The following is a 19674-nucleotide window of genomic DNA, read 5'->3' on the forward strand; positions in this document are numbered from 1 at the left end:
GCGGGACTACAGCCACCCTGCCCGCTTGAAGCGCCACCACAACGCGAAGTCGGCCACGACCATCACGCCGATACAACCGTAGAAGCCGTATTTCAGGTGCAGTTCGGGCATGTTCGCGAAGTTCATCCCGTAGATGCCGGCGATCATCGTCGGGATCGCGAACAGCGCGGCGAACGAGCCGAGCCGCTTCGTCACCTCGTTCTCGGCCAGCGAGATCATCCCGAGGTTGACCTGGATCGCCGTGACCACCATCTCGCGCCGCCCTTCGATCGTCTTCACGATCCGCTGCAAATGGTCGTACACGTCGCGAAAGTACGGCTCCATGCCGCTGCAGACTTGCGGAATGCGCCCGCCGGTGAGCTTCGCCAGCGGCTCGAGCAGCGGCGCCGTGTGCTGGTACAGCATCACGAGCCGGCGCTTCAGCGAATAGAGATCCTCGATGATCGCGCGCGACGAGGCGGGCGTGGCCTTCGCGAAGATGCGGTCCTCGAGCTGCTCGAGTTCGGTGCCGAGCGTTTCGAGGATCGGGAAATAGCGGTCGACGACCTGGTCCATCAGCGCATAGAACACGAATGCCGAACCTTCCTGGAGCAGATGCGGCTCGCGCTCGCAGCGCTTGCGCACGTCGCGAAAATCGTGCTCGGTATGGTTGCGGATCGACAGCACGTAATTCGGGCCGACGAACACGTTCAGCTCGCCGACATTGAACTCATCGTCGTCGTCCAGCTCCACCGTATGCAGCACCGCGAACAGCGAATCGCCGTACTCCTCGATCTTCGGCCGCTGATGCCCCTTGCGGGCATCCTCGAGCGCCAGTTCGTGCAGCCCGAATTCCTCGCCCATCAGGTCGAGTTCCTCCGGTGTCGGATCCTTCAGCGCGACCCACACGAAGCACTCGGGCTTCGACACGTAGTCGCTGATGGCGTCGATATCGATGTCGGCCAGCTTGCGGCCGTCCTGGTATGCAGCACAGTTGATCAGCATGGTGTTCGTGACGTTGCGGTTTGCGCATCAGTTTACCGGTTTGCTGCGCGGGTGGCCCGGCTTGCGCGGCTCGGCGATATTGGTCATGATCGGGCTGCGTGCGCCGCAGCATGCGCACCCGGACACTTCGGCCCCCCAGCCGCACGGCCGTGCGGCCCAACCGTCAAGGAGGCAGACCCATGTGGTATTTCTCGTGGATACTCGGCATCGGCGTGGCGCTCGGCTTCGGCATCATCAACGCGATGTGGCTGGAAGCGGAAGTCTTCTCGCGCGGCGACAAGCGCAACGGCGCGTCGAGCCCGCGCTCGGGAGGCAAGGCTTCGTGACGCATCTGGTGTTCTTCTGCGGTCACGCCGGCACCGGCAAGACCACGCTCGCGAAGCGGCTCATCGGGCCGCTGATGCGCGCGACCGGCGAGGCCTTCTGCCTGCTCGACAAGGACACGCTGTACGGCCGCTACAGCTCGGCCGCGATGGGTGCGCTCACCGAGAATCCGAACGACCGCGACAGCCCGCTCTACCTGAAGCACCTGCGCGATCCCGAATACCAGGGCCTGCTCGACACGGCCCGTGAAAATCTCGCGCTCGGCATCGGCGCGCTCGTGGTCGGCCCGCTGTCGCGCGAAGTGCGCGATCGCCGCATTCTCGATCGCGCGTGGCTCGGCATCGCGCCCGACGTCACGCTGACGGTCGTCTGGGTCCACACGTCGGAAGACGTCGCGCACCAGCGGATCGTCGCGCGCGGCAACCCGAACGACGCATACAAGCTCGCGCACTGGGATGAATACCGGCAGCGTCGCTTCGTGCCGACCGGCCACGAATGCGACGGCATCGTGATGTTCGACAACACCGCGCCCTCCGACGCCGACGTCGAGGCGCTGCTGTACCGCATCGCGCCGCCTCCGCAGGCGGCCACGATCGTCCCGCCGCTGCCGGCCTGACCGGCCGCTCTTTTTCGTCCCCCGCAAAAAACAACGCCGGAAGCGCTGTTGCGCTCCCGGCATCGTACGGCCCTCGTGCCAGAGGCTGACGGGTGGTCAGGCTACTTCGTGCACGCGCTCCATCGTGCCGCCTTCGTACAGCTTGCCGAAGCGGTTCGACAGGAACGCCTTCAGCGACACCTTTTCCTGCGGGATGAAACCGCTCTGCGGCAGCTTCTTTTCGCGGAACAGATCCAGCACCGCGCACATCGCGCCGGCCGTCGTGATCTGGATCGCGCTCATGTGCATCCCGCACACGTCCTTCGCGAAGATCTTGCGCGTGAACACGTCCTGCACCAGCTGGCCGTCCTTCACGCCCGTCACCGTGATGAACACGAGCACGACGTCCTGCTTCGTCGACGGCACCGCGCGGCGCATGATCGACTTCAGCGTGTCGCGGTCGGTCGACAGGCGCAGGTCTTCGAGCAGGAACTGCACGAGATCGCGGTGGCCCGGATAGCGCACCGACTTGTAGTCGAGCGTCTCGACCTTGCCCGACAGCGTCTCGCACAGCGTGCCGAGGCCGCCCGACGTGTTGAACGCTTCGTATTCGGTGCCGTCGAGCGAGAAGTGCTCGAGGCCTTCGAGCGGCTGCACCCATTGCTTGCGGCCGTCGCGGATCGCTTCGCACGGCTGGCAGTATTCGTTGATCAGGCCGTCGACGCTCCACGTCAGGTTGTACTTCAGCGCATTGGTCGGATACTCGGGCAGCGCGCCGACGCGCATCTTCACGTCGCGCACTTCGCTGAAACCGTTCACCAGTTCGTGCGCGGCGAGACCGATGAAGCCCGGTGCGAGGCCGCACTGCGGCATGAACGCACGGTCGGAGCCTTCGGCCAGTTCGCGGATCGCGTGGGTGGCGCGCACGTCTTCGGTCAGGTCGAAGTAGTGAACGCCGGCAGCCTTCGCGGCGGCGGCCACGTTGACCGCGAGGTAGTAAGGCAGCGCGTTGACGAGCGCATCGAAGCCCTTCACGGCTTCGCGAATCGCGTTTGCATCGGCCGAATCGACCCGTTGCGTCGCGATGCCTTCGCGCGACAGCTTCGCAAGCGCATCCGCGTCACGGTCGAACGCGACGACTTCGTAGTCGCCCGTTTCACGCAGCATGTGAGCAATGGTGTGGCCGATCAGACCTGCGCCGACGATGGCGATTTTCATGCGCTTATCTCCTGATGATGGGTTGGTGTTGTGAACGGCGTTGAGCCATGAACACAGTGTAGGGACGCGCAAAATCAGTTCCAAGACGAAGAATGATGCGAATCGACCGATAATTTCGACGTTTCGACCACGTATTTCGTCGAAGTGTCGAAACGTCGCGTTTTTGACGCTGCCGGCCCCGCTATGGCTGGCCTAAGTCTTCCGTTTCAGACTGCATGCCGACCACCCGATTTCCAAGGAGGCATCGCATGCAATCCCTGCCCGCTCATCGCTCGCCGCACTGGCTGAACAAGGTGCCCGACGTCGCGCTGTCGTTCTGGATCATCAAGATCATGTCGACCACGGTCGGCGAAACCGGCGCGGACTTTCTCGCGGTCAACGCAGGGCTCGGCCAGACCGTCACGCGCGTCGCGATGGCGTCGCTGCTCGCGATCGCGCTGTGGCTGCAGTTGCGTACGCGCCGCTACGTGCCGTGGATCTACTGGCTCACGGTGGTGCTGGTCAGCATCGTCGGCACGCAGATCACCGACCTGCTCACCGACGGCCTGAACGTCAGCCTCTATGCGAGCACGGCCGCGTTTGCCGTCGCGCTCGCCGCGATCTTCTTCGTGTGGCATCGCGTCGAAGGCACGCTGTCGATCGACACGATCGTCACGCCGCGCCGCGAGCTGTTCTACTGGGCCGCGATCCTCTGCACGTTCGCGCTGGGCACCGCCGCGGGCGATCTCGCGACCGAGGCGCTCGGGCTCGGCTTCACGTTCGGCGCGCTGTGCTTCGGCGGCTTGATCGCGGCCGTGTTCGTGATGTGGCGGCTCGGCGCCAATGCGGTACTCGCGTTCTGGATCGCGTACATCCTGACGCGCCCGTTCGGCGCGTCGCTCGGCGACCTGCTCACGCAGGCCCGCACCTATGGCGGGCTCGGCTTCGGCGCCGCGTGGACGAGCCTGCTGTTCCTGACCGTGATCGTGCTGCTCGTCGCCGTCGCGCAGTTCGGCAGCGGTCCGCGCACGCGTACCGGTACCGCCGAATGACGCCCTTTTCCTTCCCTTCATCGAATCGAGGACACGCCATGCGCATCCCCCATCCCGTTTCCCGTCTCGCCGTTACCGCAGCCGCGATTGCCCTGTTGAGCGCCGCCGCCGGCTGCTCGAAGCAGCAGGATGCAATCGCAGCGACGCCGGCACCCGCCTCGGCCGCCGCATCGCCCGCAGCGGCCCACGCATCGAAGCTCGGCGACCTGTCGCCGTTCCGCACGATCGCCGTCGACGTGAACGCGCTCGTCGCCAAGGGCGACCTGCCGGGCGCGAAAACGCGCATCAAGGATCTCGAGATCGCGTGGGACTCGGCCGAAGCCGGCCTCAAGCCGCGCGCCGCCGCCGACTGGCACATGGTCGACCAGGAGATCGACCGCGCACTCTCCGCGCTGCGCGCCGATCATCCGACCCAGGCCGATTCGGCCGCCGCGATGAAGAACCTGCTCGCGGCGCTCGAGCGGTTCAGCGGCAAATAAGGATCGCAGCGCGCCGCGGCACGTGACGCCCGTGCGGGAATCGCATACGCTGGCGGCGTTTGCGCGGCACGGAGAACACGCATGCGAATACTGCTCGTCGAAGACGACCCGATGATCGGCGAGGCCGTCCACGCCGCGCTGAAGGACGCGTCGTACGCCACCGACTGGGTCACCGACGGCGTGCGCGCGTTGACCGCGTTCGCCGCGCAGCCCTACGACCTGGTCCTGCTCGATCTCGGCCTGCCCGGCCGCGACGGGCTCGACGTGCTGGCCGCCATCCGCGCGAAGGACGCCAGCGCGCCGCTGCTGATCGTCACCGCCCGCGACGGGCTCGACGATCGACTGGCAGGCCTCGACGGCGGCGCCGACGACTACATCGTGAAGCCGTTCGAGATGGCCGAGCTGCTCGCGCGGATTCGCGTCGCGATCCGGCGCCGGGCCGGTTCGGCCGCGCCGCTGTTGAGCAACGGCATCGTGTCGCTCGACCCGGCGACGCGCGAGGCCGCCGTCGACGGGAACGCGCCGGTGCCGCTGTCGAATCGCGAGTTCTCGCTGCTGCGCGCGTTGCTGGTGCGCCCGGGCGCGATCCTGTCGCGGCGCGAGCTCGAGGATCGCCTGTACGGCTGGGGCGAGGAAGTCGAAAGCAATGCGGTCGAATTCCTGATCCATTCGCTGCGCCGCAAGCTCGGCAGCACCGTGATCAAGAACGTCAGGGGTGCGGGATGGATGGTTTCAAGAAGCGCCTGAGCGAGTCGATCGGGTTCCGGCTGTCGGTCGCGCTGTCGGCCGCGATCCTGGTCGTCGCGACGGCCGCGGCCGCGTTCGCGTTTTCATCGGCATTCGACGAAGCGCACGAACTGCAGGACGACGTGCTGCGCGAGGTCGCGACGCTGCTCGACCGCGAGCACGCGTCGTCGCTCCATGCCGACGGCACCGGGCCCGCGCGCGAAAGCGACGAGCTGTCGCGCGTGTTCGTGCAGCCGCTCGGCAGTGCACCGCAACCGCAGCCGGGCAGTGACGGCGCGCCGCGGCTCGCGCTGGCACCGACGCTCGCCGACGGGCTGCATACGGTCGATGCCGGCGGCAGCACGTATCGCGTGATGGTCCGGACCTTCGCGAACGGCGAGCGCATCGCGGTCGCGCAGGAAGCCGGCATGCGCGACGATGTCGCACGCGAAAGCGCATGGCGCACCGCGTTGCCGCTGCTGATCCTCGTCCCGATCCTGCTGCTGCTCGTCGCCGATCTCGTGCGCAAGCTGTTCCGCCCGGTGGCCGCGCTGTCCGCGGGCATCGATGCACGCGACGAGCACGACCTGCGCCCGGTGCCGGCCGAGCGCGTGCCGGTCGAGGTGCGGCCGTTCGTCGTCGCGATCAACCGCATGCTGGCGCGCGTCGCGCAGTCGGTCGCCGCGCAGCGCCGCTTCGTCGCCGATGCCGCGCACGAACTGCGCTCGCCGCTCACGGCGATGTCGCTGCAGGCCGAGCGCCTCGCCGAGGCCGACCTGCCGGACGATGCGCGCGCACGGCTCGCCGCGCTGCGCGGCGGGCTCGACCGCAGCCGCCACCTGATCGGGCAGCTGCTCGCGCTCGCGCGGGCGCAAAGCGCGCCGGCCGCGCCGCCCGGTGACGTGTCCGTCCATGCGATCTATCGACGCGTGCTGGAAGACCTGATGCCGCTCGCCGACGCGAAAAACCTCGACATCGGCATCGAGGACGGCCCGGACACGCACGTGCCCGTCGACGAGCTCGAACTCGTGTCGCTCGTGATGAACCTGGTCGACAACGCCATCCGCTACACGCCGCCGGGCGGACGCGTGGACCTGTCGACGCAACGCACGGACACGCACGTGTGCGTGACGATCGCCGACACCGGGCCGGGCATCGCGCCGCACGAACGCGAACGTGTGTTCGACCCGTTCTACCGGGTGCCCGGCAACGCGCAGATCGGCTCCGGGCTCGGCCTGTCGATCGTGAAGATCGTCGCGGACCGGATGGGTGCCGACATTGCGCTCGCCTATGCGGATGAAACGGAAGCGCGCGGGTTGCGCATCTCGGTGCGCATTCCGCTCGTGCGGCCGCCTGGCGCGGCGCAGCCCGACAGCCGGGCCGATACCCCGGCGCAACACGCACGACGCGACGCAGGCCGCGCCTGAGCGTCAGCCGCCGATCGTCCCGCGATCGATCTTGCGCGACAGGATGATCGACGTCGTCGTGCGTTCGACGCCTTCGAGCGTGCCGATCTGGTCGAGCAGGTCGTTGAGCCGTTCGGGCGAATCGGCGCGCAGCCACGCGACGTAGTCGTACTCGCCGCTCACCGCGCACAGCAGCTGCACCTCGGGCATCCGGTCGAGCTTGCGCAACACGTCCTTGCCGAACTTCGGCGTGAGGATGATGCCGACATACGCGTAGATGCTTGCATCGAGCACGTCCTGCCCGAGCCGAACGCTGTAGCCGGCAATCACGTTGGTGCGTTCGAGCCGCGCGATGCGGGCGACGACCGTCGTGCGCGCGACGTCGAGCTGACGCGCGAGATCCGCGACGCTGGCGCGCGCATCGGCCTGCAGCAGCGCGACCAGTTGCCGGTCGAGATCGTCGAGTTGGTCGAGGCGGGGTGGACGCATGAGGCTGGGCCGGGGCACGACGCGCCGGTTGAGTGGAAGGTGACGCGATGATAGCGCCGAACGCCGGCCCGCCCAAACGCCGTCGGCCGGACCCGAGTCGGACCTTTCAATTTCGATTCGTATCGGATGTAAGCAAGTGTCGCATTCACTGCTGCGCTGCACGCAACGTGCTACTAATACCGTGCGACGCGAGAAGCGCGCTTGCGGCAGTTGCCGCCGCGCCCGCTCGCAAGACACCACCCCGGAGAGCCAACCATGAAGAAAATCTCGCTCACCCTCGCTACGCTCGCCGTTGCAGCCAGCGCGTTCGCGCAAACCCCGGCGCAGCCGCAAGCGCCCGCCCAGGCCCCCGCAACGACGGCCGCGGCGTCGGCCCCGAGCGCCGAGCAGCGCGCGGCACGCCATGAAGCGCGCGTCGAGCAGCGCATCAAGTATCTGCACGACCAGTTGAAGATCACGTCGGCGCAGGAACCGCAGTGGAAGACGTTCGCGGACACGATGCGCGACAACGGCGACACGATGGGCCGCCTCTATCGCGAACGGATGGCGAAGCACGACGTCTCCGCGCTCGACGACATGAAGCAGTACGCGGAACTGTCGCAGGCGAACGCCGACGGCGCGAAGAAGCTCGCCGACGCCTTCGCACCGCTCTACGAGAGCTTCCCGGCCGACCAGAAGGCGCTGGCCGACACGACGTTCCGCAGCTGGCTGCACCACGGCGGCGAGCACCGCGGCAAGGGCAAGACGAAGGGCACCGATGGCAAGGCGGCAGCCGCGCCGGCCGCCAGCGCCCCCGCGCAGCCCTGACGCCCGCCCTGCCGGCGCCGTCCCGCCCGTCCGGGCCGAACGGCGCCGCGCCAGGCGACCGGCGCGTCACACGGCGCGCCGAATTCGGGATAAGCTCCCCGCTTTTACAGCTTTCCCGCCCTTTCCCGTCATGCTCGAACTCAAGCACCTCGACCTGCGCACCGATCCGCAGGCCCGTCGCGTCGTCAAGGACGAAACCGTCGCCGTTGCCTTCGCGGAGGCCGACGGCGAACTGATGAGCCTCGAAGGCCCGAACCGCTATGTGGCGGGCGACGCGCTGATCACGGGCTCGACCGGCGACCGCTGGGTCGTGTCGCGCGCGCGCTTCGACGCCAAATACCTGCCCGCCGATCCGGCACTCGCACACGGCGCACCGGGCGCCTACCGGAACCGGCCGGCCGTCGTGCTCGCCCGCCGGATGGACGAGCCGTTCACGATCGCCCGCTCGGAAAACGGCGACACGCTGCGTGGCGTGGCCGGCGACTGGGTGATGCAGTACGCGCCCGGCGACTACGGTGTCGTGCAGGCGCAGCGCTTCGCGCAGGTCTACCGCGACGCGTAATGCAGCGCGCCGGCATGGCGCCGGCGCGAACGGTCACGCAAAGTCTTCGTCGAGTACGAGTTCCGCGTCGCGCTCGACGGCCTCGCCGGCCGCGTGACGCTCCTCGAGCGATCCGAGCATCGCTTCCGTATACGCATGCAGCACCGCATGGCTGCGCGCCCGCTGCATCGGCTTGAGCGCCAGGTAGCGCGCGAGCGCGGCCGGCACGATGCGGATATCGAGCGTCATCCGCTTCGGCGCCGAGCCGAAACGCATCGCGAGCCACTGCACGGACAGGAACCGCCCGCGTGCGTCGCTGCTTTCGGCGAAACGCGTCTGCTCCGGAAAGAGATCGCAGATCACGCGTGCGAGCGCGTCGAATTCCGCGCTCTGGCATTCGATCAGATAGTCATCCATCCCGTCTCTCCCGTCAGGCTGCCGCTTGCGACGGCCGGCATGCCTTCACCAGCACGACGACCAGGATCGCGGCGAGCACGAAATACGCGGCCTCGACCCCGCCGGCCGGCAGCACGCGCACCTGGTACAGCAACGCCGGCGCGGCCGCGAGCGCATGCAGCACGATCGCGAGCGGCAACACGCCCGCGCGGCCGGCGCGCACGCCACGCCAGACCAGCACCGACAGTGCAAGCTGCAGCACGAATGCCGTGCAGCGTTCGAGCAGCAACAGCAGCATCGACTGCGCCGACAGCGTCGCAAGCATCACGTGCAGGCGCACGACGGTATCGCCCGGCAGGTCGGCGAGTTGTGCTTCGAGCTGGCCGCGGCTCGCGAGCCACGCGAGATACGACCACTGGCCCCACACGAGTACGCCGACGAACCATGCTTCGGCGCCACCGTGACCGATCCCGTAGCCGATTCCGCGACTGTCGCCGGCCGACGACGGGCCATAGCGGCGATTCAGGAAACGCATCCCGAGATAGCGGCCGACTTCCTCGAACACGGCGGTCGCGAGCGCGCTGTACGCGACGAACGCGAGCGGCTGCGTGAGCCAGCCGTCCGGCGGCGTCTGGCTCAGCACGAGCCCGTGGAACGCGCGTTCGAGGATCATCGCGAACAGCGTGAAGACGGCCACGCCGACGATCGTGTCGCGGCGGTTCAGCGCCAGCGGCTTGCGCAGGAGTCGGTAGAGGACGAGCGGCAGGAGCGCGATGATCAGCGTGGCGGCGATCAGCACCGCCAGCGTGACGGGAGCGACAGTCATGTATTTCCTTGTTCGGGGCAGCGCACCTGGCGCGCTGCGTGCCCCGAATGATACTCAGCTTGCGGTCGACGCGCGCGCAACCAGCTCGCCCGGCAACAGCGAGACGCGTACGTCACCCGCCGCGCCGTCGATCCGCTCGTGCACGAATTCGACGGCCTTGTAGCCGATTTCGTAGGTCGGCTGGCGGATCGTCGTGATCCCGATCAGCTCGGCCCATTCCGGATCGTCGATCGACAGCAGCGCCGCCCGCTGCTGCCATGCGGTGCCGAAACGCGCGCGCAGGTGGCGCGCGATCGCGAGTGCGACCGGCGCGTTCGCGGCGAACAGCGCCGCGCGCACGCCGCGCCGTGCCGCGTCGTCGATGCGGGCATCGATGTCGGCCAGCGCCGCCGTGACCGCGTCGGGTTCGTTCAGGTCGAGCACGACCGTCGACGGCACCGTCAGCCCGCGCGCCGCCAGTGCCGTGCGGAACGCGGCCTCGCGCAGGCGCCGCGAGCTGACGCGCTCGAACGGCTGCACGACGAAATGGATCGCGTCGAAACCGTGTTCGACCAGGTGCGCGAGGGCCGTCTCGATCGCGTCGGCGTTGTCGAGGCCGATCAGGTCGGCCTCGAAGCCTTCGACCGTGCGGTCGACGAGCACGGCCGGGATGCCGGCGCCGCGCAGCGGGCGCAGCACGTCCTCGTCGGCGCCGAGCGCATTGACGATCAGCCCTTCGACGCGGTAGGTCGTGAGCAGCTGCAGGAAGCGGCGCTCCATCTCGACTTCATTCGCCGCGTGGCAGATCAGCGGCATGTAGCCGAGCGCGTGGCATGCGGCCTCGACGCCCTGCAGCACTTCGACGGTATAGGGATTGGTCAGGTCGGCCGCGAGCATGCCGAGCAAGCGGTTGCGGCCGCGCTTGAGCCCGCGCGCCATCTGGTTCGGCCGGTAGTTGAGCCGCGCGATCGCCGCTTCGATCCGCTGGCGCAGATCGGTGGACAGCACGTGCGTCTCGCCGTTCAGGTAGCGCGACACACTGGTCTTGCCCGTGCCGGCCTCGCGCGCGACGTCGCTGATCGTCGCCGGACGCGTCGTGATTGGTTGCGAATCGGTCACTGTCGTGCCTCGCGACGTACGATCCGCGCCGCTTCGTGAGCAGACGGACCTTTGTTGTTGGAAACGTAAGCCACCCGGTGGAATCTCCCTGTCGGTCAGCGTTAGCGCTTTAGCGCTTACGCTGGTCCCATGCTTCGCGGTCGATCAGCGTCTGCCCTTCAGCACCGGCGCGTCGGCACCCGCCCCGGTCACCTGCAACAGCAGTCGGCCGCACCGGACTGGCGCGGATACCCGTCGCGGGACGCCGCCGGCAGCATTGCCGGGCCGTCGATGCGACGCGCGGGGATCATAACGCAGCCAGCCCTCCAGCACCAAGACCGTCGACTCTAACGAAGCCGGCGCCCCGCTGGCCGGAGGTCGGCCGGGGGGCGCCCCGCTACCGCCGCGGCTCAAGCGCGCGCGAGCGCATCCGGATTGACGAGATTCGTGCGCAGCGTGCCGGCCAGCGCGCCGACCAGGTTTTCCGCGGCGCAACGCGCCATCGCGTGGCGCGTCTCGTGCGTCGCCGAGCCGATATGCGGCAGCGCGACGACGTTCTTCATCTGCAGCAGCGGCGAATCCGCCGCCAGCGGCTCCTTCTCGAACACGTCGAGCCCCGCGCCGCGGATCGTGCCCGCGCGCAGCGCATCGATCAGCGCGGCTTCGTCGACCACCGGCCCGCGCGACGCGTTGATCAGGATCGCACCGCGCTTCATCTTCGCGAATTCGGCCGCACCGATCAGGTGGTGCGTTTCCGGCGACAGCGGCACCTGCAGGCACACGAAATCCGATTGCGCGAGCAGTTCGTCGAGCGTCACGCGCCGCGCGCCGTACTGCGTCTCGGCTTCCGCGTGCGCGGAGCGGTTCGCGTACAGCACCTGCATCCGGAAGCCGAGCGCCGCGCGGCGCGCGACCGCGCCGCCGATCCGCCCGAGCCCGACGATGCCGAGCGTCTTGCCCTGCACGTCGGTGCCGTACAGGTCGGGGCCGATGCTGTGATGCCAGTGGCCGGCCTTCACCCACTCGGCCAGCTCGACCACGCGTCGCGCGGACGCGAGGATCAGCGAGAACACCGTATCGGCGGTCGACTCGGTCAGCACGTCCGGCGTATGCGCGAGCACGATCCCGCGCCGCGTGAGATCCGCGACGTCGAAGTTGTCGTAGCCCACCGAGATCGTCGACCACGCCTTCAGCCGCGGCGCGCGGTCGAGCATCTGCGGCGTGACCTTCAGGCTCGCGCCGATCGCGCCGTCCGCGTCGCCGAGCGCATCGGCAAGGGCGGCGGCGCCGTCGGCCTGCACGACGTCCGCATGCTCGCGCAGGTACGCGAGGACGTCATCGGGCAGCGGCTTGTACGCGACGATACGGGGCTTCATCGGATTCATTTTCCTTGCAGCGGCGTCGCGAGCGGATGCGCATCGCGCGCCTGGGGTTTGACGGACAGCGTGAGGATCACCGCGGCGACGAGCGCGGCGCTCATGAACGCATACGACGCGACGGGCGAGCCGGTCGCCCCGTTCAGGTAGCCGACGAAGTACGAGCCCACGAACGAGCCGAGCGCGCCCATGCTGTTGATCAGCGCCATGGCGCCGCCGGCGACGTTCTTCGGCAGCAGTTCCGGCACGATCGCGAAGAACGGGCCGTACGGCGCGTACATCGCGGCGCCGGCCACGACCAGCAGCGCATACGAGATCCAGAAGTGCGACGAGCCGAGTGCGTACGATGCGGCGAACGCAGCCGCGCCGATCAGCAGGAACGGCCACACGAAACCGCGGCGGGAGCCGACCTTGTCGGACGCCCACGATGCGGCAATCATCGCGATCGTCGCGGCGAGATACGGCAGCGCCGACAACCAGCCGGTCGCGACCATCCCGAGGTCGGAGCCGTTCTTGACGATCGACGGCAGCCACAGCACGAAGCCGTACACGCCGATGCTCCAGCAGAAATACTGTGCGCACAGCTTGATCACGGCCGGCGAGCGGAATGCTTCGCCGTAGTTGCGCACGGGCTTGATCGCTGCCTGCTCGGCCGCGAGTGCGGCGTCGAGGTCACGCTTTTCCTGCGCGTTGAGCCACGGCGAATCGGCCGGCTTGTCCTGCACGAGGAACCACCAGCACACGGCCCAGAGCACAGCCGGCACGCCTTCGGCGATGAACATGTGGCGCCAGCCGAATTCGTGCACGAGATAGCCCGACACGATCGACATCCACAGCACCGTGACCGGGTTGCCGAGGATCAGGAACGTGTTCGCGCGCGAGCGTTCGTTCTTCGTGAACCAGTTGCTGATGTAGATCAGCATCGCCGGCATCACGGCTGCCTCGACGACGCCGAGCACGAAGCGGATCGCCATCAGCGACGGGATGTTGCTGACCACGCCCGTGAGCGCCGCGCACGCGCCCCACAGGATGAGGCTGACGAACACGAGCTTCTTCACGCTGCGGCGTTCCGCGTAGATCGCGCCGGGAATCTGGAAGAAGAAGTAGCCGAGGAAGAACAGCGCGCCGATCAGCGACGACAGGCCCTTGCTGATCCCGAGGTCCTGGTTGATGCCGGCCGCGGCCGCGAACCCGTAGTTCGCGCGGTCGAGGTAGGCGAGGCTGTACGTGATGAAGACGATCGGCATGATCGTCCACCAGCGGCGGGCAGCGAGAGAGTTGGCCATCAGAATGTCTCCTGTGTCGATCAGCGTTAGCGCTTTAGCGCTTACGCTGATCCCATGCTTCGCGGTCGATCGGAGTTAGTGCTTTAGCGCTTACTCTGATCCCATGCTCCACAATCGACCAGAACAAACGCGTCAGCGCCCGTCCCGGTCCCGTACCATGCCGTGCGCATGCACGACGAAATGAGTCCGCGGATTGTGCCGTGTCCGGCCTCTCATTGCGCGGTGAAGGTTTCCTCTAGGCGATCGGCGCCATTGCTGACGTTTTCGAATCGATCGAGCGCGGCGCGGGTCGGCAGTCCTTCCGAGTCGCCGATCACCTGGATCGCGAGCGCACCGATCCGGTTGCCGCGCGCCACCGCGTGCTCGATCGTTCTGCCCTCCAGCAACGCGCTGACCACGCCGACCGCGAAGCCGTCGCCGGCGCCGACCGTATCGACGACGTTCTGCACGCGCTCGCCCACCACGGTTCCGTCGCGGCCGTCGGCCGTCCGGTAGTACGCACCTTCCGCACCGAGCTTGATCACGACACCGCGCGCGCCCTGTGCAAGATAGAAGCCCGCGATGTCGGCCGGCGTGTCGTGCCCGGTCAGTTGCCGCCCTTCGGCGATGCCCGGCAGCACCCAGTCCGCGAGCGACGCGAGCGCGTTCAGCGTCTTCGCCATCACGTCGGCCGACGGCCACAGCGTCGGGCGCAGGTTCGGGTCGAACGAGATCGTCTTGCCGGCCGCGCGCATTTCGCGCGCGAGCTTGAACGCGAGTTCGCACGACGTCGCGGAGATCGCCGGCGCGACGCCCGTCAGGTGCAGGTGGCGCGCGCCGAGCACGTAGTCGGCCACGTAGTCGTCGCACGACAGGTGGCTCGCGGCCGAGCCCTTGCGGAAATATTCGACAGTCGGGTCGCTGCCGTCGTCGTTGCGCGACTTGAGCTGGAAACCGGTCGGGTAACGCGGATCGACGGTCACGCACGACGCGTCGATGCCCTCGCGCGCCAGCGTGTCGAGCACGTAGCCGCCGAACGAATCGCGGCCGACACGGCTCATCCAGCCGACCCGGAAGCCGAGCCGCGACAGGCCGATCGCGACGTTCAGGTCGGCGCCCGCGACCCGCTTCGTGAACTGCGTCGCATGCGCGAGATGGCCGGGCTCGGTCGCGACGAACATCGCCATCGCTTCGCCGTAGGTCACGACATCGAGTGCTGCTTTCATGAATGTACTCTCCAGGATCCTTCCGCCGTCACGCCGTGGCGAGCCACGCAACGCGCCGGCATGCATCGCCCGCCAGGTCGGACGCGTCGAACGGGAACTCGATGCCGCGCGGCGCGTGCTGCGGCAGCACCGCGAGCACGCCGGTCACGAGCGGATCGTTCGGGGCCGGCGCGGTGGCGAAGCGACGCGCGCCCTCGCCCGCGACTGCCTTGCAGTGAATGTATTCCACATGCGGCGCGAGCACTTGCGCGCAATCAAGCGGTGCTTCGCCCGGCCACTGCCAGTTGCCGATGTCGAAGGTCATCCCGAGCACATCGGGCACGCCCGCCGCGGCCAGTGCGTCGAACAGCCCACGGAACTGCGCAAGCGCGCCGCCGACCGGAAGCTGGCCGTTCTCGACCACCACGCGGGCCCGCGCGCCGCGCGACAGCGCGACGATCTCGGCCGCGTGCGCATCGCCGGCGAAGCCGCCGAGCTGGAATTTCACGAAGCGCGCGCCGAGCGCGTCGGCTTCGACGAGCGCGCTGCGCAATGCGTCTGCATCGAGCGCGCCCGTTTCCGTGTACAGGTTGGCCGGCGTCGAGAACACCGACCACAGTCCGTGGCCGGCCAGTTGCGCGCCGAGCGCGGCCAGCGCGCCAGGCGCGGCCGCCTCTTCCGACGCGAACAGTTCACGCCGCACCTCGAAGCCGGTCGCGCCGGCTGCCGCCGCGGTCGCGATGAATGCGCTGTGGCCCTCCTGACGCACGCGGTCCATCCCGAATGCGCTCGCCACGATCACGATGTCTGTCATGTTGCCCTTTTTCACCGGAATGGAACCGGTTCCATTTGCTTGAGACGGATGGTGCGCTTCGCTCCGGGCCCACGCCATAGAGGAAATCCCTAAGACGGTGCACGGCGCGAACGCGCGCCCGACGGCGCGCAACGCACGTTCCCGGGCCGGGTTCGTTCGCTCAGGCGCTGTCGTGCGCGAGGCTCATTTCGAGGAATTGGGCGGCGACCCGCGACGGCGCACCGCCGTGCGGCACGAGGATGGAAAAGTGACGGATGAGCGGCTTGGGCGCGAGCGAGCGCAGGACGAGCGCGGCATCGTCGTGACGCAGCGACATCGCCGATACGAACCCGACACCCATCCCGGCCCGCACGGCTTCCTTCACGGCCTCGACGCCGGCGATCTCGAACGCGACGCGCATCGGCGCCGCGCCTTGCGCGAACGCGCGCTCGACGAGTTGCCGCACGGCGGAACCCGCCTCGCGCAGCACGAGCGGGTGGGCGGCCAGCGCGTCGAGCGTGACCCCCGACGCGTATTCGGGCGCCGCCAGCGGATGACCGGTCGGCACGATCGCCACGATCTCGTCCTCGCGCCACGCGTGCACCGCGGTGCCAGGCGGCAGTGCCTCGCCGGGCGGCCCTTCGATCATCGCGATATCGAGCGACGGCAGCGCCGCGACCACGTCGGCCGTGTTGCCGCTCATCGTCTGGATCGCCACGCGCGGCGCGCGCGGCTGGAACGCCGCGATCAGGTACGGCAACAGGTAACTCGCGGGCGTCGTGCTCGCGCCGATGCGCAGCGTGCCGGCCTCGAGGCCGCGTACCGCGTCACGAAACGCCCGCGCCTGCGCGAAGGTGTCGCGCTGCGCCTTCGCGTACTGCGCGAGCTGCTCGCCGACCGGGGTCAGGCGGATGCCGCGGCCTTCGCGCTGGTACAGCGGCTCGCCGAATTCATCCTGCAGCAGCCGCAACTGGCCCGACACGGCCGGCTGCGACAGATGCAGCGCCACGGCGGCGTGGCTGATGTTCAGGTGCTCGGCGACGGCGGCGAACGTTATCAGTTGATCCGGGGTCATGGGGATAAATTATCGGCTTTCCGGATAGTTTATGTCACAAATCACAATTTTTCATATCGATATAACGAAATTAGGATTACAGCATCGCCACACGCTCCATCACGGTGCTTCCATGTCCACTGCTCCGACTCCCCATCTCAGCCCCGCCGCGCCGTCGATGCGCGGCCAGTTGAATGGCGTGCTGTTCGTCGCGCTGTTCGCCGCCGCCGTCACGAGCCTGTCCCAGCTTCCCGCGATCGCGGGGCTCGGCCTGTCGCCGCTGATCGTCGGCATCGTCGCGGGCGCGTTGTACGGCAACGCGCTGCGCGACGGCATGCCGGCCAGCTGGGCGGCCGGCGTCAATTTCTCCGCGCGCAAGCTGCTGCGCATCGCGGTCGCGTTCTTCGGGTTGCGCGTGAGCCTGCAGGAAATCGCGCAGGTCGGGCTGCCGGGCCTGACGGTGTCGGTGCTGGTCGTCGTCAGCACGCTCGTGATCGGCACCTGGGCCGGCATGAAGATCATGAAGCTCGACCGCGATTCCGCGCTGCTGACCGCCGCCGGCAGCGCGATCTGCGGCGCGGCCGCCGTGCTCGCGTTCGAATCGACGCTGCAGTCGAAGCCGCACCAGAGCGCGATGGCCGTGGGCAGCGTCGTGCTGTTCGGCACGCTGTCGATGTTCCTGTACCCGATCGCGTATCACGCCGGGCTGCTGAACCTCGATCCGGCCGGCCTCGGCCTGTTCTTCGGCGGCACGATCCACGAGGTCGCGCAGGTGGTCGGCGCGGCGAGCGACATCAGCCCGCAGGTCGCGCACATCGCGACGATCGTCAAGATGACCCGCGTGATGCTGCTGGTGCCGGTGCTGCTGGTGCTTGGCTGGTGGCTGGCCCGCTCGGCACGCGCCACTGCCGGCGGCGCGCACGGCAAGCGGAAGGTGGCCGTGCCCTGGTTCGCACTCGGCTTCCTCGGCTTCGTGATCGTCAATTCGCTGAACGTGCTGCCCGCCGACGTCACGCACACGCTGAACGTGCTCGACACCTTCGCGCTGACGATGGCCATGACCGCGCTCGGCATCGAAACCCGCGTCGCGCAGATCCGCGCAGCCGGCCCCCGGGCACTGATGACCGGCCTGATCCTGTACGTGTGGCTGATCGCCGGCGGCTACGGGATCACCTGGGCCGTGCAGCACTGGCTTGGCTGAGTTGCCCGCCCGTGACACTTCGCACGCCGCGCCCGCCGGGAAGGTCCCGCGGGCGCGGCGCAGTGCTATGCTTCGCGTCGTTTTCCATCGCCCTCTTTCAGCCGTGCTCTCGTTCCTGCTGAAGCTGCGCACTCGCGCCCAAACGCTGTTCCGCCTGTCGGACGCCCATACGATGCTGATCTGGTCGGCCATCGTCGGCGTCGGCGGCGCCTTTGCCACGATGGCGTTCCGCGAAGGCATCGACCTGATGCAGCACCTGATCTCCGGGCAAAGCGGCAGCTTCGTGCAGATGGCCAAGCGCCTGCCGTGGTACGTGCGGTTCTGGATGCCGGCCGCGGGCGGCTTCCTCGCCGGCTGCGTGCTGCTGCTCGCGACCCGCGGCGCCAAGCAGGCCGCCAAGACCGACTACATGGAATCGGTCGCGCTCGGCAACGGCATCGTGCCGGTCCGCCAGAGCCTGTGGCGCAGCGTGTCGTCGCTGCTGACGATCGGCAGCGGCGGCTCGATCGGCCGCGAAGGCCCGATGGTGCAGCTCGCGGCGCTCGCCGCGTCGCTGGTCGGCCGCTTCGTGCACTTCGACCCGCCGCGCCTGCGCCTGCTGGTCGCCTGCGGGGCGGCCGCCGGCATCACGTCCGCGTACAACGCGCCGATCGCCGGCGCCTTCTTCGTGTCGGAGATCGTGCTCGGCGGCATCGCCATGGAAAGTCTCGGGCCGATGATCGTCTCGTCGGTCGTCGCGAACATCGTGATGCGCGAATTCGCCGGCTACCGGCCGCCGTACGAGATGCCGGTGTTTCCGGCCGTCACCGGCCCCGAAGTGCTGCTGTTCGTCGTGCTCGGCGCGCTGTGCGGCGTGCTCGCGCCGCAGTTCCTGCACCTGCTCGATGCGTCGAAGAACCGGTTCAAGCGGCTGCCCGTGCCGCTGCCCGTGCGGCTCGCGCTCGGCGGCCTCGTCGTCGGCGTGATCTCGGTCTGGGTGCCGGACGTGTGGGGCAACGGCTACAGCGTGGTGAACCTCATCCTCCATTCGCCGTGGACCTGGCAGGCACTCGTCGCGGTGCTCGTGTTCAAGGTGATCGCGACCTCCGCCACCGTCGGCTCCGGCGCGATCGGCGGGGTATTCACGCCGACGCTGTTCGTCGGCGCGGTGTTCGGCTCGCTGTTCGGACTCGCGATGCAAGCCGTGTGGCCCGGCCACACGTCGGCGTACTTCGCATACGCGATCGTCGGGATGGGCGCGTTCCTGACGGGCGCCACGCAGGCGCCGCTGATGGCGATCCTGATGATCTTCGAGATGACGCTCAGCTACCAGGTCGTGCTGCCGCTGCTGGTGTCCTGCGTGTTCGCGTACTTCGTCGCGCGCGCGACCGGCACGACGTCGATGTACGAGATCACGCTGCACCACCACCAGGATGCCGAGGAACGCAGCCGGATCCGCACCACGCAGATGCGCGAGCTGATCCAGCCCGCGCAGACGGTCGTGCCGCTCACCGCGAGCGTCGCCGACATGACGCGCGTGTTCCTCGAATATCCGGTGAAGTATCTGTACGTGACCGACGACGCCGGGCGCTTTCGCGGCGCGGTCGCGCTGAAGGACATCACGTCGGACCTGCTCGACAAGCGCGACACGGCCGACAAGACGGCCGCGCACTATGTGCACACGCCGTTTCCGCTGCTCACGCCCGACATGCCGCTCGCCACCGCGCTCGAACGGTTCATGGCGTTCCAGGGCGAACGCCTGCCGGTGATCGAAAGCGAAGCCGAGCCGACGCTCGCCGGGGTCGTCTACAAGACGTCGCTGCTCGATGCGTACCGGCGGATGACCGGCGAGCGCTGACCGGGCGGTTCGTCGCCGGCAGCGTGACGAAGGCGGCCCGAGGC

At 68.3% G+C, this 19674-nt stretch carries 21 protein-coding genes; 10 read left to right on the top strand and 11 right to left on the bottom strand.

Annotation, left to right across the window (positions count from 1 at the left end):
- Positions 1 to 6: 6 nt before the first annotated feature.
- Complete coding sequence (gene corA, locus CFB40_RS09550) at positions 7 to 984, bottom strand: magnesium/cobalt transporter CorA (protein ID WP_089425494.1); 978 nt, start codon at positions 982 to 984, stop codon at positions 7 to 9.
- 179 nt (positions 985 to 1163) lie between these two features.
- Here corA and cydX point away from each other — a divergent pair, with 179 nt between their 5' ends.
- Positions 1164 to 1310 carry a cytochrome bd-I oxidase subunit CydX gene (gene cydX, locus CFB40_RS09555; protein WP_043182986.1) on the top strand — a complete coding sequence of 49 codons (147 nt, stop codon included), beginning with the start codon at positions 1164 to 1166 and terminating at the stop codon, positions 1308 to 1310.
- A complete protein-coding gene (locus CFB40_RS09560; RefSeq protein ID WP_089431123.1) occupies positions 1307 to 1924 on the top strand; it encodes an AAA family ATPase in 618 nt (205 codons plus the stop codon). The genes cydX and CFB40_RS09560 overlap by 4 nt, the downstream gene beginning before the upstream one ends.
- 96 nt (positions 1925 to 2020) lie before the next feature.
- Here the strand turns inward: CFB40_RS09560 and CFB40_RS09565 are convergent, their stop codons facing one another.
- Positions 2021 to 3121: a saccharopine dehydrogenase family protein gene (locus tag CFB40_RS09565; RefSeq protein ID WP_039357959.1), complete on the bottom strand. Its 1101-nt coding sequence runs from the start codon at positions 3119 to 3121 to the stop codon at positions 2021 to 2023.
- A gap of 248 nt (positions 3122 to 3369) precedes the next feature.
- Here CFB40_RS09565 and CFB40_RS09570 point away from each other — a divergent pair, with 248 nt between their 5' ends.
- From CFB40_RS09570 to CFB40_RS09585, 4 genes are all read left to right on the top strand, one after another.
- On the top strand, positions 3370 to 4152 hold the full coding sequence (locus tag CFB40_RS09570; protein WP_089425496.1) for a COG4705 family protein: 783 nt from the start codon (positions 3370 to 3372) through the stop codon (positions 4150 to 4152).
- A gap of 38 nt (positions 4153 to 4190) precedes the next feature.
- Positions 4191 to 4631: a hypothetical protein gene (locus CFB40_RS09575; protein ID WP_089425497.1), complete on the top strand. Its 441-nt coding sequence runs from the start codon at positions 4191 to 4193 to the stop codon at positions 4629 to 4631.
- An 81-nt stretch (positions 4632 to 4712) separates the two neighbouring features.
- On the top strand, positions 4713 to 5378 hold the full coding sequence (locus CFB40_RS09580; RefSeq protein WP_089425498.1) for a response regulator transcription factor: 666 nt from the start codon (positions 4713 to 4715) through the stop codon (positions 5376 to 5378).
- Positions 5354 to 6784: a sensor histidine kinase gene (locus tag CFB40_RS09585; protein ID WP_089431124.1), complete on the top strand. Its 1431-nt coding sequence runs from the start codon at positions 5354 to 5356 to the stop codon at positions 6782 to 6784. Before CFB40_RS09580 ends, CFB40_RS09585 begins: the two co-directional genes overlap by 25 nt.
- 3 nt (positions 6785 to 6787) lie before the next feature.
- Here the strand turns inward: CFB40_RS09585 and CFB40_RS09590 are convergent, their stop codons facing one another.
- The gene (locus CFB40_RS09590; RefSeq protein ID WP_006481526.1) at positions 6788 to 7252 is read right to left on the bottom strand and encodes an Lrp/AsnC family transcriptional regulator; all 465 of its coding nucleotides are present in this window, start codon (positions 7250 to 7252) and stop codon (positions 6788 to 6790) included.
- A gap of 255 nt (positions 7253 to 7507) precedes the next feature.
- Here CFB40_RS09590 and CFB40_RS09595 point away from each other — a divergent pair, with 255 nt between their 5' ends.
- Positions 7508 to 8059, top strand: a complete 552-nt coding sequence (locus tag CFB40_RS09595) for a Spy/CpxP family protein refolding chaperone (protein ID WP_089425500.1) — start codon at positions 7508 to 7510, stop codon at positions 8057 to 8059.
- A gap of 130 nt (positions 8060 to 8189) precedes the next feature.
- Positions 8190 to 8621 (top strand): PGDYG domain-containing protein, encoded by a 432-nt coding sequence (locus tag CFB40_RS09600; protein ID WP_089425501.1) that lies wholly within the window; start codon positions 8190 to 8192, stop codon positions 8619 to 8621.
- Positions 8622 to 8654: 33 nt separating this feature from the next.
- Here the strand turns inward: CFB40_RS09600 and CFB40_RS09605 are convergent, their stop codons facing one another.
- The 8 genes from CFB40_RS09605 to CFB40_RS09640 form a co-directional block, all read right to left on the bottom strand.
- Positions 8655 to 9017 (bottom strand): DUF3022 domain-containing protein, encoded by a 363-nt coding sequence (locus tag CFB40_RS09605; RefSeq protein ID WP_047850836.1) that lies wholly within the window; start codon positions 9015 to 9017, stop codon positions 8655 to 8657.
- Between the two features lie 13 nt (positions 9018 to 9030).
- Positions 9031 to 9822 (bottom strand): YhfC family intramembrane metalloprotease, encoded by a 792-nt coding sequence (locus CFB40_RS09610; RefSeq protein WP_089431125.1) that lies wholly within the window; start codon positions 9820 to 9822, stop codon positions 9031 to 9033.
- 54 nt (positions 9823 to 9876) lie between these two features.
- The gene (locus CFB40_RS09615) at positions 9877 to 10920 is read right to left on the bottom strand and encodes a LacI family DNA-binding transcriptional regulator (protein WP_089425503.1); all 1044 of its coding nucleotides are present in this window, start codon (positions 10918 to 10920) and stop codon (positions 9877 to 9879) included.
- A gap of 389 nt (positions 10921 to 11309) precedes the next feature.
- A complete protein-coding gene (locus CFB40_RS09620) occupies positions 11310 to 12275 on the bottom strand; it encodes an NAD(P)-dependent oxidoreductase (protein ID WP_089425927.1) in 966 nt (321 codons plus the stop codon).
- Positions 12276 to 12280: 5 nt separating this feature from the next.
- Positions 12281 to 13561, bottom strand: a complete 1281-nt coding sequence (locus CFB40_RS09625) for an MFS transporter (protein WP_039357927.1) — start codon at positions 13559 to 13561, stop codon at positions 12281 to 12283.
- Between the two features lie 212 nt (positions 13562 to 13773).
- Positions 13774 to 14766 (bottom strand): sugar kinase, encoded by a 993-nt coding sequence (locus tag CFB40_RS09630; protein ID WP_089425928.1) that lies wholly within the window; start codon positions 14764 to 14766, stop codon positions 13774 to 13776.
- A gap of 28 nt (positions 14767 to 14794) precedes the next feature.
- Positions 14795 to 15559, bottom strand: a complete 765-nt coding sequence (locus tag CFB40_RS09635; RefSeq protein WP_089431126.1) for a TIM barrel protein — start codon at positions 15557 to 15559, stop codon at positions 14795 to 14797.
- 160 nt (positions 15560 to 15719) lie between these two features.
- Entirely contained in the window at positions 15720 to 16613 is an 894-nt protein-coding gene (locus CFB40_RS09640; protein WP_089425505.1) for a LysR family transcriptional regulator, read from the bottom strand.
- A gap of 112 nt (positions 16614 to 16725) precedes the next feature.
- On the opposite strand from CFB40_RS09640, the gene CFB40_RS09645 reads away from it, so the two are divergent.
- On the top strand, positions 16726 to 17793 hold the full coding sequence (locus CFB40_RS09645) for a YeiH family protein (protein ID WP_089431127.1): 1068 nt from the start codon (positions 16726 to 16728) through the stop codon (positions 17791 to 17793).
- 103 nt (positions 17794 to 17896) lie between these two features.
- Positions 17897 to 19630 (top strand): ClcB-like voltage-gated chloride channel protein, encoded by a 1734-nt coding sequence (locus CFB40_RS09655; RefSeq protein WP_218828874.1) that lies wholly within the window; start codon positions 17897 to 17899, stop codon positions 19628 to 19630.
- The last annotated feature ends 44 nt before the right edge of the window (positions 19631 to 19674 follow it).

It is taken from the genome of Burkholderia sp. AU31652 (genome assembly GCF_002223155.1).
GTDB lineage: Bacteria > Pseudomonadota > Gammaproteobacteria > Burkholderiales > Burkholderiaceae > Burkholderia.